The organism is Pseudomonas sp. NBRC 111131, from assembly GCF_001320525.1.
Lineage (GTDB): Bacteria > Pseudomonadota > Gammaproteobacteria > Pseudomonadales > Pseudomonadaceae > Aquipseudomonas > Aquipseudomonas ceruminis.
Genome location: NZ_BCBH01000040.1, coordinates 22431 through 45963, shown reverse-complemented (window position 1 = coordinate 45963; position 23533 = coordinate 22431). Strand labels below are relative to the sequence as shown.

Genomic DNA, 23533 nt, shown 5'->3' with positions numbered 1-23533 from the left:
GCTCAGCATTCATCAACGCGCGCAGAGCGTCACGTACCTCAATCATGCCGCGAATTCGTTGGCCTGCCCGCTCGGTTTTCGGGGTAATGAACTGGTAGTCGTGGGCTGCAAGCTGATCTGGCAAGCGACGGGCCAAATGGTCGTCAGCGGTCACAAAGTAGGAACCCACTTTGGTATTCGCTGGCAGGTCGACCTCGGGTTTACCTAATTGGCCATCAGTTTCATGATCAAGAGGCTCGCCTGTGAAGGTGCGGATAACACCTGCAGGCAACGCTTGAAGTCGGGCGCTGATCGCCGCGCTCAGGTCCTGGCCTGGCTCCGCCATCAAATCAGCGGCATCGCGGCGCATCTTCCCGGTGAGGGCCATCCGGCCGGCCATCTGCTCGGGATTGTCGATGAAATACTGGTTGATCGTGATTGGCTCACCCGATTCGCGATCTCGTATTTCACCGACATCTACCCAGCGGCGCTCCGGTTGGTCTCCGGGGAGTGCCTTCTGGAAGAACACGATATCCGTCGTTACTTCGGTCAGGGCATTCTCTTTGAACGCCGTGTTGGGTAGACGAATAGCGCCCAGGAAGTGGGCCGTATCTGCGATATGTTCACGCGCCTTGCTATTGGCGGCATCGAGGAAATACCGACTGACCACGGCTCCCATCACACCACCAGGTTTGAGCGTATTGAGCGATTTAGCCAGGAAGTAGTTGTGGATCGAGAAACCAGCCAATTCGCGGTGATGCGGGTCATACAACGATTGCGAACCGAAGGGCGGGTTCGCCACGCAGGCATCGAAGTATGCGCTTGGGATAGCCACATCCTGCAGACCGCGATTGATGAAGGTGGATGATGGATAAAGATGAGCGCCGATCTGCGCTGTCAGAGGGTCAAGCTCGATGGCGGTGATGCGACTGTTGCTCCGCATTTCTGTCGGCATCAGGCCGATGAAATTGCCAATGCCGGCAGCTGGTTCCAGAACCTTGCCACCTTTGAACCCTAGTCGCTCCAGACCCTCGTAAATGCCGTCGATTACGGTGGTTGAGGTGTAGTGCGCGTCCTGGGTGGAGCGCCTGGCCCTCTCGTACTCATCTTGGCTGAGCAGTGAGGCCAGTTCCTGGTACTCGGCACGCCAAGCATCATTTCGATGATCGAAAGCCTGCGGCAGTCCACCCCATCCTACATATCTGACCAGCGTGGATTGTTCGTCTGGGGTGGCGCCACGGCCTTCCTTGTGCAGCACCTGCAGCAGTTGAATGGCAGCGACGTTATCGCGGAATTTCGATTTTGGACCGCCAGAGCCCAGTGAATCAGCACCGGTAATCGCATAGTCAGAGGGGGCTACAGGTCCGTTTTGATCTCCAACATTTGCAAGATCTCGTGCTCGGTCAGACCCTGCTTGCTGTCCGCTGGCAGGCTGTTGATGGCCGTCAATTCCAGGGCTTGCTGCTCCAATAGCCGGCTGAGCAGTTGCAGCTCGCCCTGAAGCTCCATCGCCTTGAGGCGTTCCGGGCTGTTCAGCGCCCAGCGATCCAGAATCTTCCAGCCTTGGAGACTGAACGACGGCGACTGGCGGATCGATGCGAGTGTCTGTTGGCTCAGGACTCGTGCGGAGATTTCCAGGGGCTGTGTTTGGTTGGTGATCATAATGGCGGTCTCCTTGGTCTTCGTCGGAATCGAGGCCGGCTTGCAGGTCCTCGATGGTATTTACCGTCTCTTGAAAAGCGAAATCGAATGTCATCTGCCCCTGATTCTCTGGGGTCTGCCGCCGTTTTCTAGGCATTGCCGTCGCCTCCTATTCCAGTTTGTATAATAGTCATTATACAAACTACTGAAGACACGACAATGTGCGTTTCTAACTCACTGTTTTTAAAAGGTACTGTTAGTAGCCCGGCTTCGGCCTTTTCAGGAAATCTCCCTGGCTAAGATCGGTCGGGTACTTGTGACGGTACTCCGATCGGATGCCATCCAGCTCAGCATGCTCGCTCGGGGCAGCTCGCCGTACAAGCATCTTTCCCTCGATCACTTCCAGGTTGTAACTGAAACCGCGAATCTCCTCGGGAGTCCAGACGCGCTCGCGTTCTTGAGTGATGCGCAGTCGGCCAGCTGCTGGAGTGCAATCCACCTCAGAGAGGCGACGCGCATACAACTCGGTACCGTTGCGGCTAAACACCTGCAGCGTATCGACTAGGTTATCTGATTCTAGCCGTTCGACGGTTACAGGCAGGCCTGCGTAGGCCTGATCATGCTTATCTCGATTCGACCAACGACCAAATCCGTTGGCTTCTCGCTGCAGCTCGTAGCGCATATGAATGCTCATGCGGCTGACGAGGGGATCTACTGCCAATACACGGGCTTCGACCCGATAGCCAGCGGTGTGAAGGCGAGAGCACAGCCTGGCGAGACTATCGGGATCCCGCATGGTCCCGTCGATCAAGAGATTCCGCCGATTCTTGATCGCCAAATTGGTGAGCTTTACCGACCATGCGCCGGCGTCCGGATGAGTACGATCGGCGGCCAATCGATCGTTCTGCCGCATCAGCTGCAGGTATTGCGGATGGTGCTTGCGCAGCTCATCAGCATCAACCTTGATGGTGTTACCACCGAACTCATCCAGTGCTTTGCTGCTGAGTCCGGCCTTGCCTGCACCAGGTTGTCCCCCGAGAAGAACGGCGGTTGGATGGTTGACAGGTTTGGTAGTGGAGAGCGCCAGGAGGGCGATGTCGTCAAAAATGGCATCGTGGTCTTCGGGGGACAGTCGGAATTGCGACTGGTCGTCCTTGGGAAACGTCATTTGCTGTCGGTGTCCTTCCTTGATACCAGCAGCGATTGCCTGAGCTTCAATGCGCAGCTCGCTGATAGTAAGCCTACCGTCTGAAAGTCCGACGGCCTTCAACATGCCTTGTAGGGCATTGCGGGTGCGGTCCCATGCTTTTCCGAGGAATGAACGCTCCTCCTCCGCGACAAACGCGAAGACCTCTTCTGCACGATGGATGCCGGGGAGTTTGGCGTAGTGCTGATCCACGTACGCCCAAATATGGGCTAGTGAAGGTTCGCCGCGCGTTTCAAGAACGCGATCCAGGAATTCCCGCTTTTCTTCGGGATTGAAGGTGTTGAGCCCATAATGCCCGAGGAGCTCGTGGCGCAGCGCTCGTCGGACGGCCCCTTCATCACCCATATTGGAAGCGGCAAGGGTAAAGATGGCTCTTGCTGGGTGGTAGGCTGCGTCAATTCGGTATCCGATTTTTTCTCTTGCGGCGTCGGGTCCATAAATTTCCTCCTGCGTGGCCTTGATAATAGCAGTCACACCTATGTGACCACGATATTCGGCCATGAATCGATCCACTATCGCCTGGGCCTGAGCAACGGTAAGGCCAACGTGATCGGGAGATGCCATGAGGTATCCCCTTCAAACCGAAGCTTTGACAATCGGCCCGTAGCGCTCTATTGCGTGCGCTACCGCCACATTGTCGTCAATGCGAAGCCGGGAGCGCTCGACTACGAGCTCAGCTTGCTCGGCCCTCAGCTGATCAATCAGCGCCTGGTTCGGATCGTCCTTGCTGCGCTCGTTGTGGATGTCGCGAGCTTTGAGGGCGATCATGTTGCCAATGGTTTCCATCGCGGCTTCAAAGGCCGCAAGCTGGTGATCCGTCCACTGTTCCGGCATGGCATTGTCCTTCTTTTTTGGTGTGAAGGCCTTGGTGATCAAGGCGAGGCCAAGTATCAAAAATAACGCAGACTGAAGCCATTCGGCTGTGGGACTGGGTTCATTGAGTCGAGAGTTGATCGCCATGGCCAGGCCCACTACGACACTCAAAGCAGCTACAAATAACCGCATGATTCGATTATTCATCGTGTCCCCTTGCGGCGCTGTCTTTGACCAAGGACAGCTCGAAGCAGTCATTCAACACGGTCATCAGTTGTTCCGCAGTAGGCGCGCTTTGGCAGCGGAACAGCACGATGGCCAACTCTTTAAGGCCATGGGCTCGGTTGATGCTGTTGACCGCCAAGGCACGTAAATCATCGGTGTCATAGACGTTCGCCAATGCCGCCCCCTCCGCGCCTGTGATACCTGCCGTGCGATCGATGGAGGTCTCAACCGACGGCGGCAAAGCAGGTTTGTGATCCGCATCCACCAGCATCAGGGAGACGATAAATGGCACCGACATTCCTGCAGGATTTTTGGCGAAGTAGGCCGGGACGACCTTCATTTCAGTCTCGTTAAACATTTGATTCCCTACCGTTTAACGTCGAGTGCCAGGAATGGCCCTTTGAAGCCAACCTGCTCGTCTACTGAACTGAACGCTGCTATCCCTTTGGCTCGATCTTTGAGCCACCGATCAAACAGCTTGCGAGCTTGCTTGTCATCGACGCGAACCAATTTTCCGTCCTCAGCAAAGAACACTGGCATGCGGAACGTGTTGCTGTCGTCTACCGAAATGGCCATCTCATACCATTGATTCTGACCCTCGGTGACTTTAATAAATTGGGTGTGCATCCCTTGGATAACTTCCCTGTGTTCGCCAGGCTCTTTTGATGCCCCTGACTCCTGGTTGCAGCCAGCCAATAGGATCAGCAGCAGGATCGGCAATGTGCGGCGAATCATGAACGATCTCCTTCAGCCCACCCTGGCGGGTAGGCTGGATAAGTGATTGAAGCCTCGAGGATTGACGATGTTTCGGGAGCCAAGGCCCATGCGTAATAGCCAGTGCCCTCAAAATAGAGCACGGGTTGTCCCCCGAGCTGGCCTATGACGCTGGCTCCGGCGGCATAGGATTTGGGCAAGTCGCCCAAACCCAACGTTGGCAGGTTGATTGATGCGTGCAGCACCTCCTCGTGTTTGTAGAGGCTTCGCGCGGCGGCATCTCCCCAAGCGCTATTGTCCCGGGCGATGGTTCTGAACCTCATCCACTCCAGCGCAGGTAGCGCTCGCATGTGCTGCAGCACCAGATCCTGGAAACCCTTTTCGTGGGCCAGCAGCTGCCGGTCATGTTCGTTAAGGAAATCGGTGATCATTCAGCCCACCTTCTTGCCGAAGTCGAATTCGACTTTCCAGCTATCCCGGTTGAGTTTGAGGTATGCGGTGAATGGGCGCTTTTCACGGTTGAGAAATCCAGAGAGCTTCTCCGTCTTCCCGCTCGTGAACAGCGCATCCGCTTCCAAAGCACTCAGCGGCCGACTGGCGATCACTGCACCGACTTTGAACTGGCACGCTTTGCATTCAAAGTGACCTGGTACCGCTGAAATCTCACCTGAGCAGCGTGGGCACTCAAGCTTGCTTGAAGACATCGCCGGCGCCGGTGGAACTGGACGCTCCGGGGCGCTGGGCGCTGAGTCGAACACAAACGTCGTTTTCCCTGTGCAGGTGTCCAGCTTCAGCTTCGCGGAAAACTTGGACTGTTTTTGACGACTCACGAAGCCCTTGATGACAGGTGTTTCACCCTTCACCAACAGCAGTTCGATCTGGCCTGGAGTGAGAGTTTTTCCTGATACCTCGTGCCAAAGTACGAACTCGCAGTTGGAACATACGGTTCGTTTGCCCCGGTTTTGCAAAGCGCTTTTGCAGTTAGGACAGGGAGCGCCTTCGCCGGCTGCGGGCGGGAGGGGCATGATAGAGGCGTCCTTGGCAGTGGCTACAACGTCACGAACGAATTCCTCGGCGTAGCGCATGAAGTCGCTCAGGCTCATCGCTCCATCTGCGACTTTATCCAGCGAACGCTTGAAAGCACCGGCTTGCGCGGGGTCTTTAACTCGCATGGGCAGAGCGTCAATCAAACTCCTGGCTTCAGGGCTGGTCATGAGTTTCTTGCCCTTTCCCCCCGCCGGCACAAACAGACTACGTCGCTTCATGTCGGCGATGATGCCTGCACGGGTGGCTGTAGTGCCTATCCCCTCACCCTCTTTGAGCCGCTTTTTCAACTCCACATCGTCCACGTACCGATGCAGATTTTTCATTGCATCGAGGAGCATGTTGTCGTCGAAGCGCGGTGGCGGAGTAGTTACCTTGCCTGTGGCGTTCACCTCCAACCACTGGAGCAAATCGCCGATCTGCACATCAGGCAGTTCACCCTCGGGCCCTTCATCTTCGCCGGGCGCACCATCCAGCGGTGGAGGCTCTTTGTAAACAGCTTTCCAACCTTGCTCGGTTGGGCAGACACCAGTTGCGCCGAAAACCTCACCAACCTGAACACGAATGCGCAACACCATCGACCGATACCGGTAATCGGCAGCAAACTGGGCAAGATACGCCCGGACCACCATGTCGTACACGTTCCGCTCAGGTTCCGACCAGTCAGCCACATCGACTGGATTTTCCGGGGTTGAAGGGATGATGCCGTGATGCGGGGTGGGTTCACCCGTGGGAGTACGCATTTTCGCATCATTGAAGGCTGCTGATTTGCGCTGTGGGTCCAGCTCACGAGCAATGGCCTGCAGATCTGGCCGCAGTTGGATAATGCCTGCGATCACACCGGGCGCCTCGGCATGATGGGCTTCAGAAAGGAAGCGCACATCGGTACGAGGATATGTCATGACCTTGTAGGTGTCGTAGAGCTTCTGCGCGGCCTCCATCACCTCGTCACCGGTATAACCGAAGCGGCTGAAACCTTCCATTTGAAGCTCGTTCATGGACAAGGGAAGTGGGGGCTTCTTCTTCTTGTCGGTGACCGAGTGCTCGATGACTGAGGCTTCCCCGGGCACGCCATCCTGCAGGCGTGCAAGGAGGGATTTCGCAACCCCTTCGTCGACCAGGCGACCGGATTCATCCAGGCCAGCCTGGTCATCCTGTGGCATCCAGCGGCCGCGGATTGACATCCCCGCTTCGGCTGTGAAAACGGCACTGATGTCTTGATAAGGGACAGGTTTGAAAGACTCGATCGCTCGGTCCCGCTCGCGGACGACGTACAGCAAAGGGCTCTGCACGCTACCAACGGGCAGCAATCCTTGGTGGCCCATGTCGCGCCCTCGAAGGGTCATCGCCCGTGTACCGTTCATGCCCAAAAGCCAGTCATAACGGCTCCGAGCAAGCCCCCACAACCGCCATCCTCTGAACAGCGGATCAGAGTTGTCACGCATATTCGCGAGTGCTTCGCGGACCTTGCTGGGGTTGTAGTCGTTGATCAACACCCGTTTAACAGGCTTGCGGCAGCAGTAGTACTCCAGCGCCTCGTCGACCAGGCTTTGTCCCTCGCTGTCCGGATCGCCAAGGTGGTACACAACGTCACACCAGGCCAGAAGCTCTTTCAGCTTGCTGAGCCGGGGCCGTTTGCGAGGATCAGGCAGAATTTTCCATTGCTGTTCTGGTGGAATAATTGGCAGATCTTCCATCCGCCAAATTTTCCGACCCTTGCCGGTTGTAGGCAGATCGTCCGGCAAATAGTCATCAGGCGTCGCTTGTTGGAAGGCATGTCCATCCAGCCATACGCACCAGTCGTTACCGTGTTTCGTCCAGCCTGCCCCACGATCAGAAGTATGTCCATTGAGCACAGGGAATACACCCTGGGATAGCTGGGATTCTTTCTCAGCGATCCAAAGAATTTTTTCCATCAACCCTCCTTACCCTTGAGTCTGGAGCCGTCTGGACCTACCCAGCGACCGGTGTGGTTTGCCTTGCCTTGATTCCGTAGAATAGCTACCATACGGAAAAGCATAAACCATCACGGGTTATTACGGAAGGATTGCCTAATGGTTCCAATTCCCGCTCCACCGCCTGATGTCGCCCAAGACCTGGTACCTGCCTGCATGGTGCAAGCTGCTCGGGATTACAGCCTGCCATTGCGTGGCCTAATCGCTGTATGGCTTACCGAGAGCGGCAGCGGTGAACCGTTGAAGAGCGTGAACAAGAACGGGACGGTCGATCACGGGCCCTTCCAGATCAACACGGTTTGGGCAAACCGCCTGCAAAGCGAGTTCGGCGTCCCGCCCGAGCTCATCACGAGCGATTTCTGCTGGGCGGCAAGGGCCGGCGCTTACATCCTGCGGTACGAAATTAATCATGCCGGTGGGAGTTTTTGGGACGGTGTTGGGCACTACCACTCAAGAACACCGAAATTCAAATATCCCTATATACAGCGCGTATATAACAACTCATTGAGATTCTAGGAGGGAATATGGCGCGCCATAACCAGGGTGAGTCTGATGGTATGGGAGTTGTGTGGTTGGTGATGATAGCACTTCCTGTTGTGTTTGGCTGGATGTGCTGGTCGCGCTGGCACGGCACGATCAGCTACTGGGGGTTGAAGTGGGCTTGGCATCAACTTGGTGTATTTGATTGGTCATTTATGCCAGATCAAATTCGACTGTGGCGATACGAAGCGGCCCAGCTTGCGATGAACCCCTCGCAAGTAAAGTTTGCTGACTTGCTGCGTCTGCTCAATATTTCAGGGTACTTTTTCATTTTCATCCCCGTCATATTAGCGCTACGTGGGTTCCGTGCGGCGCATCGGCACGCGGCTAACAAAACCCGCCGAGTTATCACAGTAGAAACGCTGCCATGGGTGATGTCTAACCATTCACCCGCAATCATCCCATCCTTGTATTACGGCGATCCGCACACGCTGCTTTTGAATGAAGATCCTGAGGAGCACCGCAGCGCGATCCATCCCGAAGAATGGGCTCTGCAGCATGGCCTCATCGTCAACCGACGGCTCGACCGGGAGCGCTGCCGGGAGCTGCTGGTAAAAGACTTGGGTAGCCGGATCAAAAGCCTGAATGAGCTGAGTCCTACCGAGCGAGCCCTGTTTGCAGTGTTCGGCGCCAGGCTGTTATCGGATGGGCGCGATATGAAGAAGGCCCAGGAGCTGCTGGACGCTCTGAATCGTTCATGCCACCACAACACCTTTGAGGGAAAAAAGGGCTATCCCGATTTGAGCTTGGCTGACGATACGTTCAAGAAGTATGCCGCGCACCCGGAAGCTCAAACCTGGCTTAATAAACACCCCTACCCCAGAACAATGCTTTATGCCATGCACCAGCAAGCTAGTAACTTGGGAAAACTGCCATCGTCTCAGTTTCGTTGGTTGAAAGGGATGGACCGCCCTTTGTTCTACGCGCTGAACTTAGGTAAGCGTAAAGCTCCGCTTATGGAAGCGGGAGCAGTTTACACGCAGACCCACTGGGAAAGTTACGCCGATGACACGGGTTATAGGTTGACCGAGCCATTTATCGAAGATGCAATCGACGGGGTTGAAAAGTATTTGGCCAAGCTTGGTCTCGTCGATCTCAATACTGGAGATATTTAATGAAAAACCGAGACAAGATTCGTCATTACGACAACACCCTTCACATTCACTTCGGCTCGACTGGTGAAGAACGGAGTGTATCGTTGTTGCCCTTGGAGCGCGGGCTGTCTCTGAAGCGTGAGGGTAAGCAGATCCTCGTGACCAGCGCATTTGGTGGGAAGCTGGAGCAGGTCGTTCTCGAGTCCTTTGGCACCGAACAACTGGCTACTGACGCCTTTGAAGCACTCCAGAGCGCTATTGTTTCGCATGGGTTGCGCCGGCGCTGGACCTCCCGGGCCAAAGGGATCGTAAAGTGGGGAGTTATCCCCGCTTTCGCAATCATTTTTGCCCTCGGCTTGAACATGTTTGCGGCAAAACTGACCGGGCTGCAGGCGCCTACCGAGGCGCAGTATGGGTCGGGAAGCGGTCTCCAGGCACCACAGGCCCCTACCCCGGCATTTGCCCCACAGAACCCACAGACATTCCAACAGCCTGCCCCAGACCTCTCTAACATCCCCGGCCTTCCCAAACCAACAGACCCGAAAATTGTCCGCGAGGCGATCAAGGCCGGGGTGGCTACCGGCAAGTATTCAGTGAAGCTATCCGAAGGGGCTAAAGGGACTGTCTACGTCTTCTCTGATCCTTCTTGCCCTCACTGCCAGAAATTCGAGCCTGAGCTCGAGCAGCTCGCCGCGGATCATACCGTTGAGATCTTCCCTGTATCGGTGATCGGAGGTGAAGGCTCAGCCAAGCCTATCGCACAGATGCTTTGCGCCCCGATCGAGCAGCGCGCCTCGATGTGGAAAGCCATCGCCAAGGGGCGGCCGATCGATGGGCCTGTATGCGAGGAAGGCCTTACCCATGTTCGGGCCAATGACCAAGTCTTCAGAAAACTGCAGTTCCTGGGCACCCCAACGGTGATCAACCAGCAGGGCGCGCAGACGCCGCTCGCCCTTCCCAACCAAGCGGCAGCCATTGCCCAGTGGCTGGAACAGACGCAAGCTCAGTAGGGATCGCTCATGGGGAAGTACGTTAGATACAGTGACGAGTTTCTCGATCGAGTCCGCCAAGCAGCGGATTTGGTGGGGTTGATATCGCGTGACATTACACTGAAGAAATCGGGCAAAAGCTTTAGCGCTTGCTGCCCCTTCCACAAGGAAAAAACGCCGTCGTTTAGTGTTTCCCCAGAGCGTAATTTCTACCGCTGCTATGGATGTGGCGCGAAGGGTGACGCTATCACGTGGATGATGGACCATCACCACCTGCCCTTCCCTGATGCCGTTGCAGCGGTTGCCGAATTTTCGGGCATCCAACTCCCGGAGCCCAGCCTGGATACAGCTGCTGATCAAGCGCGGAATGCGGAGTTGGCAGCCATGTACCGCGCCCTCAAGGACGCCCAAGCCCTCTATGTAGGCGGCATCCAGAGGAATGCAAAGTCATATGGCTACCTGACTCAACAGCGAAGGTTGAGCTCCGACACGATCGGTAAGTACGGTTTAGGCACCGTAGGTACTGGTATTGCAGACCTCCTGCTGAAGCGCCACGACCGGCAGATCCTGATTGATTGTGGTCTGGTATGTGAAGCCGAGGATGGCCGTTTATTTGACAGATTCCGAAGTCGGATAATGATCCCGATTCACGACCACGGCGGGGCCCTAGTTGGCTTTGCAGGCCGATCTGTTATTGAGAGCCCTGACCGAACGCCTAAATACATTAACTCGCCAGAGACGAAACTTTTTCATAAAGGCGAGGAGCTGTATGCCTTCAACGTCGCCCGCCAATTCATCCGGGCTGACAGACATGCAGTGGTGGTCGAAGGCTTTTTCGATGTGTTAAGCCTCCACCAGGCTGGTGATTCGCGGGCAGTTGCTCCCATGGGAACGTCCCTTACCAATGTGCAAATGCGTAGGCTCTTTCAAAATGCAGATACCGTTACATTCGCCTTCGATGGCGATAAAGCGGGACGAAAAGCGGCTTTGAGATCCTCTGCAGTTGTATTGGAAGAAATGTGCGACGGGAAAAATGCGCAATTCTTGTTTCTTCCAGAAGGTACCGACCCGGACAGTATCCTGCGAGAAAACGGTCTCGAATATTGGATAGAAATGCTGAATCAAGCGCAACCGCTCAGCCGTTTCCTGACCGATTTTGTTAAGCACCGTCTGGATATCGAGATCCCCGAATCCCAGGTTAAAGCAGCGGAACGCGGTCGGGCTGTCATAGCCCGTATTCGCGATGCGGCTCTCTTCAAAAAAGCGCTTAGCTTGCAATTTGAGCGCGCTATCGGCATTTCCTTGAGCGCGTAGGAGACGATTAATGGCTATCGATTCTCAACACGAGATCCAAGCTGGACGCTTGTCCAGAGACACCCGGTCAGCTTGGACCCGATTCATGGTCTCGCTTCATCGGCCAAATAACTTCAAGCTGGCGATGCTCGCACTTATTGGGTTGATGGTCTATCAACCTGCCGCGTGGCCTGTTTGGATACTGATCATGTGCATGATGGTTATGTCCTTCAATGATCAGCGTTTTCGAATGCCATTGCGGATGCCAAAAGACATCGGTGGTAAAGATCGAACTGATTATTACGAAGAACTGGTCGAACAAAAAACCTTGTGGGGCTTATTTAAAAGCTCTCGAACGTTTCGCAAGCTCCTTGCTGCTGGTGGCATCATGTATCTGGGGTATTTGCGTACGCCAAACGCCGAGGGCATTGCAAGGAGTGAGGACGAAGGTCGAGAACTTTGGCTCAACAACTCCGACTGCCGTACGCATATGTGGATTCCTGGAACCACCGGCAGTGGAAAAAGTGAAACGCTCATGGCGCTGTTCTTCAACGCACTTTGCTGGGGATCGGGAGCTTGCTACGCAGACGGCAAAGCTGACTCCAACCTAGCATTTTGCCTGTGGTCTCTTGCCAGGCGCCTAGGCCGTGAAGATGACTTCTTGATCCTCAACTATTTGACCGGGGGTATGGACCCATTCGATAGCATGGTGGCCCGCGAGAATGGAAAAGAGTGGACCTCGGACTTTAGAGCGCAGTCGAACTCGCTGAATCCCTTTGGTGACGGTGCTGCCGACTTTTTGCTGCAGCTCTTGGCGTCGCTGCTGCCTGCGGCCAGTGGCGATGGTGCGAAGTGGCAAGAAAAAGCGATCAACATGGTCGACGCAGTGATCAGGACGCTCTGCTACAAACGCGCCAGGGGCGAGATTGAAATTTCCGTTGCTACCTTCCGGCATTATCTCGCGCTGAAGAATCTGGTCGAGCTATACAAAGAAGGCCAGCAGGGTCTGATTCCCGAGACTGCCTACCTGCCTATCAAAGCGTACTTTGAGACCGGCCTGCCGGGCTTCAACCCCGACTTGGTGGACGATCCCTCTAAATGGGACGCGGAGGTATTTAACCAGCATGGCTATTTGACTGGTCAATTCTCTCGCATTTTCTCGATGATGATGGATACCTACTCGCACGTGTTCAGCGACAAGTATCCGGAAATCGACATGATGGATGTATTGCTTAACGATAGGCTGCTTGTGGTGATGATCCCGAGCCTGGAGAAATCAGCCTCCGAAGCGGCATCGCTGGGCAAGCTCTACATCTCGTCCATTCGGTTGATGATGGCTCAAAACCTCGGCTACAAACTGGAGGGGACGAAAGAGCAGGTGCTCGACACAAAAGCGACCAATGCGCCCAACCCCTACCTCATCATCAGTGATGAGCTGGCTTACTACTTTGCTGCAGGGATCGCTGTCATGTTCGCACAGGCTCGTAGTCTGGGCTTCATGATGGTTGCTGCAGTTCAAGACATGCAAGGTCTGAAACGTGGCGAGGCAGCTGACGAAGCTGCTTCGATGCTGGCCAATACCAAGGTTAAGTGGGTGCTCGCATTGGAAGACCCTGAGGACACCTACGACTTCATCCGCAAGGCTGGCGGTGAAGGGTATTACAGTGTCTTGGGTGGCTACGATGAAAGCTCCGGTGCCATGCAGTCCTCTTTCCGCGCTCAAGCGGGAGCCAATATTGAGAAACGTAACAAGATCGAGCTGCCTGACTTGAAAAAGCTCCAAGCCGGCGAAGGCATGGTCATCTTCAAAGATAGCGTTGTTCCGAGCTCCAGCTTCTACATCCCGGATGAGCACAAAAAAACTAGCAAACTTTCGGCACGTATCAACCGGTTCCTTCAAATTGAGCGACCAGAATATTCGCGGCTCCCGCATAGCGCCGAAAAGATCAGCACAACCGATCACCATTCAGTCGATTACGTAACTGCCCAGTTGCGCAGAGTCGAATCCGCCTACTATCCAAAGCTGGATGATCCGGTTCTCGAAGAAGTTGTGGCAACGGCAGCTCACATGGACAGTATTACCCGGTTTGAAGTGACCCCAGAACAACGCGGCATTGTGTTGTTCCAAGCTGCTCGAAAAGCTGTACACGCTGCAGAGGCAAAAGGTCTCTCCGGCTATTACCACCAGATTCGTGATGAAGACGAATTCGAGGAGTTGCTGGGTGATGAAGGGGATGATCTAGAGATACCCGAAGAAGCCTTCGACGACTAAGGAGTTTTTATGTCCACAGCTATCAGATTGGGGAACGACTACTGGAAACTCAAAAAAGATAACATTGAGTTACCTGTTGTTTGGTCAGAGGATCGAGTTTCTAATCACCATGTTGGTGTGGCCGGGACTTCAGGTGCTGGTAAAACGCATTGGATTCGCGAGTTTGTAACCAACATGAATGAAGAGGTCGAAATCGACATCTTTGACTATCACGGTGATATCGAGATCCCTGGCGCAGAGACCGTCATGTTTAGTGAGTCATCACGCTACGGGTTCAACCCGCTCATTCTAAACACTGATCCGCATTATGGCGGTGTTCGCCGCGCTGTGAATGACGTCATCGAGTCGATCAATTCGACCTCAAGAAAGCTTGGGGGTAATCAGGAAGGTGTGCTTCGGCATTTGCTAACAGATGCGTACACCGCCCGCGGCATACTGCCTGGTGATCCTCGAACCTGGGTACGGCGTGAAGCGACCGAAGAAGAAATTCGCCACATAATTCAGACAAAGCAGTGGAATGAGCTCCGTGGTGTTTACCCAACGCTACCTGATGTGATCCGGCTTGCGAAGCGTAAGCTCCGTTCACTATGGATGGGTGTGGACGACAGTGGCGATGGAAAAAAAGCCTTGAGCTGTTTTGAGGAATATTGCCGCTGCATGTCGGCGGTGAATAAACGGCGTACTGAACTCGCAAAGGCAAATGCGCGAGGCGACGACTCGGAAATGGAGGCACAGCAGAAACGGCTCAACACGGCGAAAGAGAAGGCAGCCGAGGCGCATATGACCTTCCTTAATAATATTGAGACTGGCCATGAGTTCGAGGATGTCATCAAGTACCACAGTAAAGATGTTGTATTGAGTGTGATCACTCGACTTGAGAATCTTCACGCTACTGGCGTTTTCAACCCAAACCCTCCCCCGTTTGGCAATGCAAGGGTGCGGCGCTACAATTTGAAACCCTTGGCTCAGTCTGAGGACGAATTAAAAATGTTCGTGCGCTTCCGCCTCCGGTCAATCATCCGCGAGATGATGCAACGAGGTGAGTCTGGCGGAAAGCTGCGGCGACTTGTTGTGCTGGATGAATCCAAGAAGTTTAACGATGAGGATGTCAGTAATCCAATTAACATCATCGTCACTGAAATGCGGAAGTTTGGGTTGTCGATTCTTTTGGCTGGTCAGTCCCCGGCACATTTCAGCTCTGACTTCATCAAGAATGCCGGCACCTTGCTGCTTTTGAACCTGGCCACTGCAGATTGGGATGAGGCTGCCCGCAAGCTCAAGATCGATGTGAAAGATCTAAAATACCTACGCCCGCAAACCAGCGGTGCCGTCCGTATGCTTGAGAAAGGCCAAATCGCTCAGTTCAAGCAAATTCATTTTTAATCTACCTTAGCGGGCTTGCAGGTCCGCGATCGTCCACGCCAGGGTCATGCTAGTGAGTGCCGGCTTCCCATGTCAAAATGAGATTAGGACGTTCTTCACTCAACCCTTGGCATGATATGTTCGAGCTGCCCGCGATGCCTGCACCGAGCGGGCATTGGCCAATCACCTGCCAGGGCATAGAAATGGACATTCGCTTTTTCCTCGAACAACGACTCTCATTCATCAAGCAGCTCTACATCAATGGAACCGCCCCCTTCATTGAGCGCATTCGGAAGATTGATGCAGAGGAAGCTCCTTTCATACCGCCCTATTCGGAAGATGTTGAGCCTGCCTTTCTGACAGAATGGCTGGAAGCTGACTCCTCGATCGAAGTTCTTGGCGGAGCATGCTTATCTATGGTTTCAGCATCTCTGCATCTCTACCTCACTGAATGGCATCGAAGGCTGGGCACGCCGCCAGGGCCGTCGTTGAAGCAGATTTTCAAAAATCAGGGATGGCCAAATGGCTACAGGGCTTTTTACGCCGCTCATGGCGCAACTCCCTTTGAAGAAGGCCCTTTTGACTTTAGCTTGATCGAAGAGCTTGTCTTGGCACGGAACAGCACCCAGCACCCTGATTCCCTAGTGTTCGACACGCCACGATACTCGGATGACGCGCTCGCAAAAATGCGAAGCCCGTTTTTTGTCAGTGATCGAGAGAGTGCGTTGATAGAAGAGAACGATGGCGAAACGAGGCAGTGGTTATGCCGACCAAGCATTAACGTTACGTCAGAGAAATTCTTATACGCGATTGACCAAGTATCAGTGTTCGTGGAGTGGTTAGAAAAACAAGGTGAGCAGATTCAGCAGAAGCAATGGGAAGAGAGGAAGCATCAACGAAAAGAAGCAGTGGATCGATCGTAAGCTGCCGAAAAGCATAGAAATACCAACACACACAAAGGAAGAACAGCAACATGCGATTTACATGGAGTAGTTTGGCATTCAGCGTGGCATTGCTCACTGGTTGCGTTTCTCAGTCAGCATACACACCAAAATCTGACGAGCAGATCGCCCAAGAAGCTCTAGACAAAACAGTCAGCGACATGAGAGCCAGGGGAGCTTCACAACAGCAAATAGACACGACTATCGCGTACTCGAAGCTATCGTATGAAGACCAACTAAAGGACAGTATTAAGCCAAGCGCTGTCTCAAATCCTGCTGAAAACCTGGTCGACATGATCAACAGCAGCCTTTTCCACTGTGACCTACAGCGCAGCAGCTTGAAAATCAGAATCACGGACGACTACACAAGGAAGACTGAAAGAAAGCTCTCGCAATGCGCCGCCTCTACGAGCCGGATTGTAAGCAGCTACTACTACAAGGAATATGTTTCATACGAGCCATCTGAGCCAGTGAAATCAGCATCTGATGAGGCATACCTCAAGTGGACCAGCTACGTGAACAGCGTACTGCAGGGCTCACCCCCATATCTGCAAGAGCAGGCTGCGCTTTCTGTAAAAGACCAGGTCAGCAGATTTCGGCAGGTCTATCTTCGAGAGATCATCAGCAAGCGACAAAAATAACCATCAGAGCCCCCTACCCCGGGGCTTTTTTAAGCACGCACGATTTGATGGCAAGACGTTCACTCAAACCGGCTCACTGTCGCTTTCCAGGCTGATGACGTCGGCCGGCTTATCGTCGCGTAGACCGACGAACACTGCGTGCCGGACCTTGCCGGCCGGGGTTATCTCCGCGAACTTCACTTCACACACCTGCTGCGGGGCTAGCCACACAACCCCTGCGCGCTCCAAACGAGGCGGGTCGATCAGAGGGGGGCGATCCTGGGCAAGCGGCGCGAGAGCTACCAGCAAAGCCTGCAGGGTACGCTCGCTGAACCCGGAACCAACCCTTCCTGCGTAAACCAGGTGTCCTTCGTCGTTATGCAGGCCCAGCAATAGCGAGCCAATGCCGCCTGCAGCCCGGGTGTAGCCGGCTATGACGAATTCTTGCCGATTGCCACACTTGAGCTTCACCCAGGCACCGTCCCGCGCGCTGCTGTATCGGCTACCGTCTCGCTTCCCGACGATGCCCTCCAGGTTCATCCTGCAGGCATTGGCAAGCAATTGCATCGGGTCAGCATCCAAGGTTGCGGAGAACCGCACTCGCTCCATCGGACAATGTTCGAGAAGCGCCTCGAGCACCTGTCTCCTTAGCTCGACGGCTTCACCCCGAAGATCCGCACCATTGAGGTACAGCAAGTCAAAGGCCACATAGACCAGGTCATCAGTGGCCTTCGAGGCGAACGCAGACTGCAGGGCTTGGAAGGCAGGTCGACCGTCGTCCTCCTGAATCACGACCTCACCATCGAGCCAGGCCGAATGCACGGCCAGGCGTTTAAGGCCTTTGGCAAGCAGTGGCATACGATCGGTCCAGTCAAAACCGTTCTTGGTGAAAAGCTGCACCTGGTTACCATCGATCCGGACCAATAGGCGATACCCGTCGTACTTTAGCTCGTACCTCCATTCACCTTGCGGAGGCCGAGTTGTCAAAGTCACCAGTTGTGGAGCGATCCAACCCGGATTCGGTGCCTTGGGTGGTTGCACGATCCGCGACCTCGCTATCTGAGATTTCCCTTTAGAGTGGAGTGCTGGATTGTCAGAAAGATCACTGCGTCCGCCCAAAGGGTGGCATGAATTCTCTGTTGGAGGGCTGTTACCATGTTCCTTTTGCCGCGCAACTGAGTTGAGTTTTACCGGAACGCCGGCGGCGTTTAGCAAGTGTTGGAGCATTGAATGGAAGCAAGCCTACCGAGGATCGTAAATCCGGCTGCGGTCGGTAAACCACGGGACTATGACCACCTACTGGGCACTATGAAGGATCTCCATCTGTCCCTGCAGGTGGGCACTTCGAGGCATGCCATCAAACGACGTAGAGAAGCGTACGGACTGCCGCCCTACACCGTAGCGCAAGCTATCGCTCCATATACGCACTTGCTGGGGGTTATCTCGGATCGTTCTGTTGCAGCTCGATGCGGCGTCTCGTCCCACATGGTGAAAGCCTACAGGGAGTCCCAAAAAATTCTGCCGGTCTTTAGGCCCAAACCGCGGCAGCAAAGCCTACCCCTTGGACACCCTCTGAGAGCCTACAAGCCCCTTTTCGGCTTCGTGAGTGATCAAGATATAGCTCGAGTGTCCGACGTTCCGCTCGATGCCGTACAGCAAGCGAGAGAGTCGCTCGGGTTCGGGCCAGTCGCTCCTCTACTCCAGCCCATCGAAATAGCCCCTCTGCAGGACTTCCATGGTCCTTTGCTGGGTTACGAGTCCCTATTGCACAGCATGTCGATCGCCAAGATCAGCCGCATCGTAGGGGTGCCTTTCAGCATCATCGAAAAGCGCCGTGATTTTCTGGGCGTGAAGCCTTATGAGCGCGTATCCAGAGCTGCGAGATACAACCACCTGTTGGGTGTTATCCCCCATTCGTTGTTGGCCAAACTCGCAGGCATCTCGGCCTCACGAGTTCAGGACCTCAGCCGCGCGAAGAAGCTTGCGACCTGACTTCGCGCCGGCTCTGCAGCCCGGTTTGCTAGAACCTTCGCATGGTAAGCTGGTGTTCTGCTTGCCCCCCAGCTGGCCCAGCCGCTCTCCATTTCCGAGACTGGGCCGATGCTTCATACAAGGTTATCTGAGGCCAAGTATGGCTACCAAATCGAACCCGCTCTACGGACGTATTACCTCTGCGCAGGTCCTCGAAGTTCTCAAATACAGCAGCGGTAGTGACCTCAAAACCCAGCAGGCCCAGCTCACTGCTACCTGCAATCAGCTGGAGCAGCTCAGTACTCCCAGTATCGGCCTTAGCGAGCTCCTGGATATGGACGACTGCGACCTGCTAAAGCGGGCTGCAGTTCTCCTGCGCGACCTCAACCGTCACGTTGAGCGGGCAAAAGAGGTGCGGGTTGAACTCGAAAAACGAGAAGACAAGGCGCGTAAAGCCTATTTGGTAGCAATCAGCGGGCTGATCGCGAATCGCTTCCCATCAGTCACCGATGAGACTCCCGGGGCGAGATGAGCAATTGCTGGAGATCATGGAGCTTCATCTGGCCTTATTCGACTGCAACTACCTGGAAGACTATTACGAGGGGGGGCTTTCCTCGCAATTTGGGAGGGATTTTGACCGTTTCGAGAGTGGCGAGGAGACACTTACTCAGGCGGTAAACGGCGCTGCGCAGAACTTGCGGTACGACCTTGGGCAACGGTTGGGCTATTCGAGCAAGCAACCCGATCCAGCAAAAGCACTGCAGGCTGTGATCGAGGAGGCCGATCGGCTGCGCCCAGCAGCCAAGGCAAAGAATCAGGGATTGTTTCAACGTATCGAGCGCGTATTGGCCAGAGAGCAAACCATCCGCATCACTGCCGATCCACACCAGCCTTAACTGACTTGCTCACTGGTCGAGTTCAACCCGCGCTGGGCGGGCTGATGGTTCACATGCTGTCGATGAATGCCGCTACACGTTCCACTGTCGGTTTGCTCAGTCGGTGGTAGTCCACGAAGTGGAAGAACCCGTCTTCCACATCGAGCTGGGCGAGCTCATCAGCGTTGAACGACCAGCGCTGGCCACCGTGCTCAAATTCCTGCCAGTCATCGTGGGTAGCTGTTTCGGTTAATCGGGTACTCACGTTCTTTGCCCTCCTCCAAGCTTAGGACTTGCAGCTGGTGTGTGCGATCAGCCAGCCATGTGGAGCCGCTGTTTCTGCAGGGGCCGGCACCATTTGAAATGTACAGGTATGACCCCCAGGCGCCGATGCAACGACTGTCGCAGTCAGCGCTGTTTGCTGCAGTACATTTACTTCCACGACCTCCTCGGCAACGTCATAGAACTGTGCGGTAAGGTTCGCTGCGATAGGCGCCGGTCCGCTCTCCTCTGCTGCAGCGCTGACTGTTGCTAGTAGCAACAGCACCAATCCTCCCCCTACCGAGATTGCTTGTTTCATTCCCTTCTCCTTCCGTGAGCGGTGATGCCAATTGGTTCTAGAGATTTCTCTCTTTTGGCTGACAAGTCGTGCAACAAGATCTATTATAAGTACGTACGTACGTACGTACATGCAACATTCAAACGGGGCGGCTACCCCTCTCTAGGAGCAAGCGATGGAACTCAAAATCTCATGCGGCAATGTTTCCCAAGCACTGGCTGAGTTGAAGCCTGGTGAATCTCTGGTCGTACCATGTAATGGCAAAACTACCCAATCAACTCAGTCGAGCATCGGGTCAATGCTCGCCCGCCGTCAGCTGGCCAGCGCGATGTACAGCCAGAGCAAAGCCCTGATCGTACGGGACGAGCTGTCCCTTCCCATTCCGGTGATCATCGTTACCCGGCGTGCGGCAGAAATTGCCGGCGCAGCGTGAGGAGAAAATCATGAATACTCATCGTTGCGTTTTATTGCAGGGCGTTCAGGACATCAAGAATGCCTATGCACATCTGCTTCAGGCCCGCTCGGACCAAGCTTGCCAATCAAGCGCGTTGATCATGGTCGACGGAGTGGTCTGTAAAGTCCCGCTGGGTCAAGGTCTCATTGACATCGACCGAGCAGAACCGGTGCAAGCAAAGGGCAAAACCATCTGCCACAGCGCGGCCTGCCCTTTCATCATCCTTTAAGGGGAAGGCGCCCCTTTGGGCGCCTTGTACCTCGCCATTGGGTGTCTGTTCAGTACGACCATTCCCGTCGGGTGAACGTTGAACTCCAGGTAGCTCGACTCGTAATCAGCCTTTGTAGCTCCGTCGAACACCGAGTCAGCCAACCACGCGGCCATAGCGGCTTGAATGGCGTGACGCCCCATGGCCTGCTCATCATTTTCTTCCATTGCTTTGACCAGTTCGCTGGCCCAGAACGGAACTGCACTCTGCGCAAAAGACTTCCCTTTTTCCCGAATCATTTCGCGTTTTGACTCTGAAACAGCAACCAACCCGTTCAGATCAATTTCGGTCTGGAAGAGAGCGGTTTCTTGTTGTTCGGTGTTGAAAAACTTGAATTGTAGAATCACATGCTTGCTCCAAATGAACGAGAGGGCCGTAGCCCTCTCTGGATGGTTATGCTGGCCGTGGAGCCCGGGCTTTCGGCGCTGGTGGGGCTTCCTTCCAGTGAATGCCATGCTCGGCCTGGCGCTGTCTGATCAGCTCAGAATGCCTCATCACCCCCACTGTCTTGTCGATGCTCTTCCCAGCCTCTTCAAAGCTATGGAACACTCCTTGAGGCTTGCGCTCACCATCCACTGGTTTGCCTGGGATTCCAGTGCTGTACGGAATGTGCGTGGAGGTTCGCACCTGGAACACTTCGAACTTGTCGCCCGGGCCTTCGGTATTGTGGAAGACGTCGAGGCGTTTTCCGTGGACCAGCCGGCCAGGCTCCCCGCGTTCGTTGAGCTTTGAAGGCTCGGACGTATGATCGAATTCACGTGACTTGAAAATGGTGGTACCGGCGATGACGCGTTCCCGCAGGCGTTCGTCGCCCTCTGCAGGCGCTGCCGGCAACTTTTCAACGTTGAACACCCGATTCAGGCCTTGATCGCGAAAGGGAGCTTCGGATTCGTGCCCTTGGTGCTGAGCCAGCTTGGCCACCAACTGACGCGCTATGTGCTGGCTTTCAATGTCCTTGGGCTGCGCCTCGATCGCGGCGATGACCTCTTTGTATTCGCTGCCCGTCAGGCGATGCCGTTTTTGTTCAGCAATGTCCTGCAGGACGCCTTGCCATTCTTGAATCGAGCTCGCACTCATCGAAGTCTCCTTGCCTTGTAAAATCCCGGTCGAGGGCGACGTAGAGTGCGGCGGCACCCGGCATCCCTTTCGGTTTTGAATTTCTTCATCGCTTGGGCGATTGGCCTGGTCGAACGAAAACGATCCATCGTCGTAGCGTTCGAGGTAGCCCCATGTGCAGTCTTTGTCACTTTGCCCAGGTTTGGGCGGTTGAGCCCACCACGGCTCGCGAGTCACTAAATGCTTCATAGGCCACCTCCTTCGCTTTGGATCGTCACATGGTGAAGTTCGCCATAACCTGATTAGTTTGTTGGTCGACCAGGTCGATCGAGCCGCGCACGACCTGACCGACTGCGGTGTTGCCATCAGCTTCCGGGATGTACAGGTACAAGGTGCCTCGAAGGTCAAGGCTGCCTTTTGCCCGGGCTTCTTCGATGATCCGAGCTTGGGCAGGGTCATTGACTTGCAGGCTGCATGGGAACGCCGATGGCTTAACCTGCAGGTTCATTCCTTGAGCGTTGCGAACAGGATTTGCCCAGCAGTACTGCCCGTAGCTGGTGAGTGGGAACGAATGCGTATTGAAATCGTATGGACCGACAGAAACGTTCTGCATGCTCAACACGCTCGACACCCCAAACCCGGAGATCGGCAGTGAGTAGTAATCATTGGCAGCATAGGATTTCAGCGAGGCCTCGAATGCCGGCCACTGGGCTGACTCAATGTCCTTGCGCTTGAAGGCGTCGCTGGTGGCCAGGTAGTCGGCGGAGAGGTAGCCCATCTTGTCCTCCGTCGTGGCCCCAGGCGCCTTAGCAAGCACCAGGAACGTGAGTGGCTTGCCGTTGTTACTCGCCAAGTCCTGGTACTGGTTCAGCGGTACAGAAGTGTCGATCACTTGTGCAGGCTTTTCCGGTGCCGCGGGCGGCGTCTGTGTGCTCTGGCTCTGCTTGGGGGTGGATACTGGTGCAGGTGCTTCCTTGTCATTGCATCCAGTCAGGAGCCCCATCACAACACATGCTGCAGCAGTCATTTTCAGGTTCATAAAGCATCAATTCCGTTGAATTTTTTGGTCAGCCGAACAAAGTGTGCATATCCGACTTCCAGGCCCCGAACTGGTTCGCCTTTATGCGTACCCCGATTTCATGCAGGTTCGGAACGCGAGTGACTAACTTAAACAGCAAGAGCGGGCTTTTATCGGGTACCAGCTCCCAGCTGGACACCTGATCAAAGTCAATCAAGGTCGCGCTGTTCAAGTTGACGTCTACATACAACGCCTTCTTTGCTGCGGCATCAAAGCCGACGTAGCGGTTGAACATCACCGAGACGGCTTCATGGCTCGGGCTGAAGCCCGTCAGCTTGACCTTCTCGACCATGCGATCGAGGCGCGATTTGAAATAACGTGGAGCCACCGAGAACAGCAGGTAGCCGAGCCCGAAATAGACCAGCGCGATGGCCATGATCCCTAGCGATACCTCTGTGTCCCTGGAGAAGTGGGCACAAGCGATCAGGAATACTGCAATTACTGGCAACAGACCGAGCCAATAAAAAGGACGAAGGACCCACCAGATAATGTTCATATCGATCCCCTCAAAAGTCCGTATGAGATACACAATACGGAATTAGGTTAGGTTCATTCTACCATGACCCATTGACAGGTCAATCCT

28 protein-coding genes are annotated in these 23533 nt (G+C 54.7%); 13 read left to right on the top strand and 15 right to left on the bottom strand.

Translation table 11 applies throughout. The features are described 5' to 3' along the window. The 8 genes from APH34_RS24960 to APH34_RS24925 all read right to left on the bottom strand — a co-directional run. The coding region (locus APH34_RS24960; RefSeq protein ID WP_156358123.1) for an Eco57I restriction-modification methylase domain-containing protein at positions 1–1237 on the bottom strand (1237 nt) is incomplete at its 3' end. A gap of 98 nt (positions 1238–1335) precedes the next feature. Continuing rightward, a complete protein-coding gene (locus tag APH34_RS24955; RefSeq protein WP_009682487.1) occupies positions 1336–1641 on the bottom strand; it encodes a hypothetical protein in 306 nt (101 codons plus the stop codon). A 235-nt stretch (positions 1642–1876) separates the two neighbouring features. Beyond that, positions 1877–3391: a zeta toxin family protein gene (locus APH34_RS24950; RefSeq protein ID WP_054903394.1), complete on the bottom strand. Its 1515-nt coding sequence runs from the start codon at positions 3389–3391 to the stop codon at positions 1877–1879. Positions 3392–3403: 12 nt separating this feature from the next. Further along, a complete protein-coding gene (locus APH34_RS29805; RefSeq protein WP_198752939.1) occupies positions 3404–3847 on the bottom strand; it encodes a hypothetical protein in 444 nt (147 codons plus the stop codon). Continuing rightward, complete coding sequence (locus APH34_RS24940) at positions 3840–4205, bottom strand: hypothetical protein (RefSeq protein ID WP_198752940.1); 366 nt, start codon at positions 4203–4205, stop codon at positions 3840–3842. The genes APH34_RS29805 and APH34_RS24940 overlap by 8 nt, the downstream gene beginning before the upstream one ends. Before the next feature lie 26 nt (positions 4206–4231). After that, complete coding sequence (locus tag APH34_RS24935) at positions 4232–4600, bottom strand: hypothetical protein (protein WP_054903392.1); 369 nt, start codon at positions 4598–4600, stop codon at positions 4232–4234. Further along, entirely contained in the window at positions 4597–5010 is a 414-nt protein-coding gene (locus APH34_RS24930; protein WP_054903391.1) for a hypothetical protein, read from the bottom strand. Before APH34_RS24930 ends, APH34_RS24935 begins: the two co-directional genes overlap by 4 nt. Then, positions 5011–7539 (bottom strand): type IA DNA topoisomerase, encoded by a 2529-nt coding sequence (locus tag APH34_RS24925; RefSeq protein WP_054903390.1) that lies wholly within the window; start codon positions 7537–7539, stop codon positions 5011–5013. It abuts the gene before it with no gap. A 138-nt stretch (positions 7540–7677) separates the two neighbouring features. Here APH34_RS24925 and APH34_RS24920 point away from each other — a divergent pair, with 138 nt between their 5' ends. From APH34_RS24920 to APH34_RS24885, 8 genes are all read left to right on the top strand, one after another. Further along, positions 7678–8094: a lytic transglycosylase domain-containing protein gene (locus APH34_RS24920; RefSeq protein WP_054903389.1), complete on the top strand. Its 417-nt coding sequence runs from the start codon at positions 7678–7680 to the stop codon at positions 8092–8094. An 8-nt stretch (positions 8095–8102) separates the two neighbouring features. Beyond that, the gene (locus APH34_RS24915) at positions 8103–9233 is read left to right on the top strand and encodes a hypothetical protein (RefSeq protein WP_054903388.1); all 1131 of its coding nucleotides are present in this window, start codon (positions 8103–8105) and stop codon (positions 9231–9233) included. Continuing rightward, positions 9233–10222 carry a DsbC family protein gene (locus APH34_RS24910; protein WP_054903387.1) on the top strand — a complete coding sequence of 330 codons (990 nt, stop codon included), beginning with the start codon at positions 9233–9235 and terminating at the stop codon, positions 10220–10222. Before APH34_RS24915 ends, APH34_RS24910 begins: the two co-directional genes overlap by 1 nt. A 9-nt stretch (positions 10223–10231) precedes the next feature. Then, on the top strand, positions 10232–11515 hold the full coding sequence (gene dnaG / locus APH34_RS24905; RefSeq protein ID WP_054903386.1) for a DNA primase: 1284 nt from the start codon (positions 10232–10234) through the stop codon (positions 11513–11515). A 10-nt stretch (positions 11516–11525) separates the two neighbouring features. Continuing rightward, entirely contained in the window at positions 11526–13766 is a 2241-nt protein-coding gene (locus APH34_RS24900; protein WP_054903385.1) for a hypothetical protein, read from the top strand. 9 nt (positions 13767–13775) lie between these two features. After that, complete coding sequence (locus APH34_RS24895; protein WP_054903384.1) at positions 13776–15149, top strand: hypothetical protein; 1374 nt, start codon at positions 13776–13778, stop codon at positions 15147–15149. A gap of 116 nt (positions 15150–15265) precedes the next feature. Further along, complete coding sequence (locus tag APH34_RS24890) at positions 15266–16051, top strand: hypothetical protein (protein ID WP_054903383.1); 786 nt, start codon at positions 15266–15268, stop codon at positions 16049–16051. Between the two features lie 50 nt (positions 16052–16101). After that, entirely contained in the window at positions 16102–16710 is a 609-nt protein-coding gene (locus APH34_RS24885; RefSeq protein WP_054903382.1) for a hypothetical protein, read from the top strand. A 63-nt stretch (positions 16711–16773) separates the two neighbouring features. Here APH34_RS24885 and ligD read toward each other — a convergent pair whose 3' ends face one another. After that, on the bottom strand, positions 16774–17916 hold the full coding sequence (gene ligD, locus APH34_RS24880; protein WP_082422885.1) for a non-homologous end-joining DNA ligase: 1143 nt from the start codon (positions 17914–17916) through the stop codon (positions 16774–16776). 399 nt (positions 17917–18315) lie between these two features. On the opposite strand from ligD, the gene APH34_RS30110 reads away from it, so the two are divergent. The 3 genes from APH34_RS30110 (at position 18316) to APH34_RS24865 (ending at position 19556) form a co-directional block, all read left to right on the top strand. Beyond that, entirely contained in the window at positions 18316–18681 is a 366-nt protein-coding gene (locus APH34_RS30110) for a hypothetical protein (RefSeq protein ID WP_232895391.1), read from the top strand. Positions 18682–18820: 139 nt separating this feature from the next. Further along, positions 18821–19192: a hypothetical protein gene (locus APH34_RS24870; RefSeq protein WP_054903380.1), complete on the top strand. Its 372-nt coding sequence runs from the start codon at positions 18821–18823 to the stop codon at positions 19190–19192. A 16-nt stretch (positions 19193–19208) separates the two neighbouring features. Then, positions 19209–19556 carry a hypothetical protein gene (locus APH34_RS24865; protein ID WP_124180115.1) on the top strand — a complete coding sequence of 116 codons (348 nt, stop codon included), beginning with the start codon at positions 19209–19211 and terminating at the stop codon, positions 19554–19556. A gap of 49 nt (positions 19557–19605) precedes the next feature. Here APH34_RS24865 and APH34_RS24860 read toward each other — a convergent pair whose 3' ends face one another. After that, complete coding sequence (locus APH34_RS24860) at positions 19606–19800, bottom strand: hypothetical protein (RefSeq protein WP_054903378.1); 195 nt, start codon at positions 19798–19800, stop codon at positions 19606–19608. Positions 19801–19821: 21 nt separating this feature from the next. Beyond that, the gene (locus APH34_RS24855; protein WP_054903377.1) at positions 19822–20115 is read right to left on the bottom strand and encodes a hypothetical protein; all 294 of its coding nucleotides are present in this window, start codon (positions 20113–20115) and stop codon (positions 19822–19824) included. A 154-nt stretch (positions 20116–20269) separates the two neighbouring features. Between APH34_RS24855 and APH34_RS24850 the strand changes: the two genes are divergently transcribed. After that, positions 20270–20527 (top strand): hypothetical protein, encoded by a 258-nt coding sequence (locus APH34_RS24850; protein WP_014003952.1) that lies wholly within the window; start codon positions 20270–20272, stop codon positions 20525–20527. A gap of 10 nt (positions 20528–20537) precedes the next feature. Continuing rightward, positions 20538–20777 (top strand): hypothetical protein, encoded by a 240-nt coding sequence (locus tag APH34_RS24845; protein ID WP_054903376.1) that lies wholly within the window; start codon positions 20538–20540, stop codon positions 20775–20777. Here the strand turns inward: APH34_RS24845 and APH34_RS24840 are convergent. From APH34_RS24840 to APH34_RS24825, 4 genes are read right to left on the bottom strand one after another with little or no spacing between them, the layout of a single operon-like run. Beyond that, the gene (locus APH34_RS24840) at positions 20774–21163 is read right to left on the bottom strand and encodes a hypothetical protein (protein ID WP_054903375.1); all 390 of its coding nucleotides are present in this window, start codon (positions 21161–21163) and stop codon (positions 20774–20776) included. The genes APH34_RS24845 and APH34_RS24840 overlap by 4 nt on opposite strands. Positions 21164–21209: 46 nt before the next feature. After that, positions 21210–22121 carry a hypothetical protein gene (locus tag APH34_RS30105; protein WP_177337052.1) on the bottom strand — a complete coding sequence of 304 codons (912 nt, stop codon included), beginning with the start codon at positions 22119–22121 and terminating at the stop codon, positions 21210–21212. A 25-nt stretch (positions 22122–22146) separates the two neighbouring features. Next, positions 22147–22911, bottom strand: a complete 765-nt coding sequence (locus tag APH34_RS24830) for a hypothetical protein (protein WP_232895390.1) — start codon at positions 22909–22911, stop codon at positions 22147–22149. 28 nt (positions 22912–22939) lie between these two features. Further along, entirely contained in the window at positions 22940–23446 is a 507-nt protein-coding gene (locus APH34_RS24825; protein ID WP_054903373.1) for a hypothetical protein, read from the bottom strand. Positions 23447–23533: the final 87 nt, after the last annotated feature.

Coding starts and splice junctions, on each gene's coding strand:
- APH34_RS24955 (WP_009682487.1), bottom strand. CDS start 1,641: ATGATCACCAACCAAACACAGCCCCTGGAAATCTCCGCACGAGTCCTG.
- APH34_RS24950 (WP_054903394.1), bottom strand. CDS start 3,391: ATGGCATCTCCCGATCACGTTGGCCTTACCGTTGCTCAGGCCCAGGCG.
- APH34_RS29805 (WP_198752939.1), bottom strand. CDS start 3,847: ATGAATAATCGAATCATGCGGTTATTTGTAGCTGCTTTGAGTGTCGTA.
- APH34_RS24940 (WP_198752940.1), bottom strand. CDS start 4,205: ATGAAGGTCGTCCCGGCCTACTTCGCCAAAAATCCTGCAGGAATGTCG.
- APH34_RS24935 (WP_054903392.1), bottom strand. CDS start 4,600: ATGATTCGCCGCACATTGCCGATCCTGCTGCTGATCCTATTGGCTGGC.
- APH34_RS24930 (WP_054903391.1), bottom strand. CDS start 5,010: ATGATCACCGATTTCCTTAACGAACATGACCGGCAGCTGCTGGCCCAC.
- APH34_RS24925 (WP_054903390.1), bottom strand. CDS start 7,539: ATGGAAAAAATTCTTTGGATCGCTGAGAAAGAATCCCAGCTATCCCAG.
- APH34_RS24920 (WP_054903389.1), top strand. CDS start 7,678: ATGGTTCCAATTCCCGCTCCACCGCCTGATGTCGCCCAAGACCTGGTA.
- APH34_RS24915 (WP_054903388.1), top strand. CDS start 8,103: ATGGCGCGCCATAACCAGGGTGAGTCTGATGGTATGGGAGTTGTGTGG.
- APH34_RS24910 (WP_054903387.1), top strand. CDS start 9,233: ATGAAAAACCGAGACAAGATTCGTCATTACGACAACACCCTTCACATT.
- dnaG (WP_054903386.1), top strand. CDS start 10,232: ATGGGGAAGTACGTTAGATACAGTGACGAGTTTCTCGATCGAGTCCGC.
- APH34_RS24900 (WP_054903385.1), top strand. CDS start 11,526: ATGGCTATCGATTCTCAACACGAGATCCAAGCTGGACGCTTGTCCAGA.
- APH34_RS24895 (WP_054903384.1), top strand. CDS start 13,776: ATGTCCACAGCTATCAGATTGGGGAACGACTACTGGAAACTCAAAAAA.
- APH34_RS24890 (WP_054903383.1), top strand. CDS start 15,266: ATGTTCGAGCTGCCCGCGATGCCTGCACCGAGCGGGCATTGGCCAATC.
- APH34_RS24885 (WP_054903382.1), top strand. CDS start 16,102: ATGCGATTTACATGGAGTAGTTTGGCATTCAGCGTGGCATTGCTCACT.
- ligD (WP_082422885.1), bottom strand. CDS start 17,916: ATGCTCCAACACTTGCTAAACGCCGCCGGCGTTCCGGTAAAACTCAAC.
- APH34_RS24870 (WP_054903380.1), top strand. CDS start 18,821: ATGGCTACCAAATCGAACCCGCTCTACGGACGTATTACCTCTGCGCAG.
- APH34_RS24865 (WP_124180115.1), top strand. CDS start 19,209: ATGGAGCTTCATCTGGCCTTATTCGACTGCAACTACCTGGAAGACTAT.
- APH34_RS24855 (WP_054903377.1), bottom strand. CDS start 20,115: ATGAAACAAGCAATCTCGGTAGGGGGAGGATTGGTGCTGTTGCTACTA.
- APH34_RS24850 (WP_014003952.1), top strand. CDS start 20,270: ATGGAACTCAAAATCTCATGCGGCAATGTTTCCCAAGCACTGGCTGAG.
- APH34_RS24845 (WP_054903376.1), top strand. CDS start 20,538: ATGAATACTCATCGTTGCGTTTTATTGCAGGGCGTTCAGGACATCAAG.
- APH34_RS30105 (WP_177337052.1), bottom strand. CDS start 22,121: ATGAAGCATTTAGTGACTCGCGAGCCGTGGTGGGCTCAACCGCCCAAA.
- APH34_RS24830 (WP_232895390.1), bottom strand. CDS start 22,911: ATGAACCTGAAAATGACTGCTGCAGCATGTGTTGTGATGGGGCTCCTG.
- APH34_RS24825 (WP_054903373.1), bottom strand. CDS start 23,446: ATGAACATTATCTGGTGGGTCCTTCGTCCTTTTTATTGGCTCGGTCTG.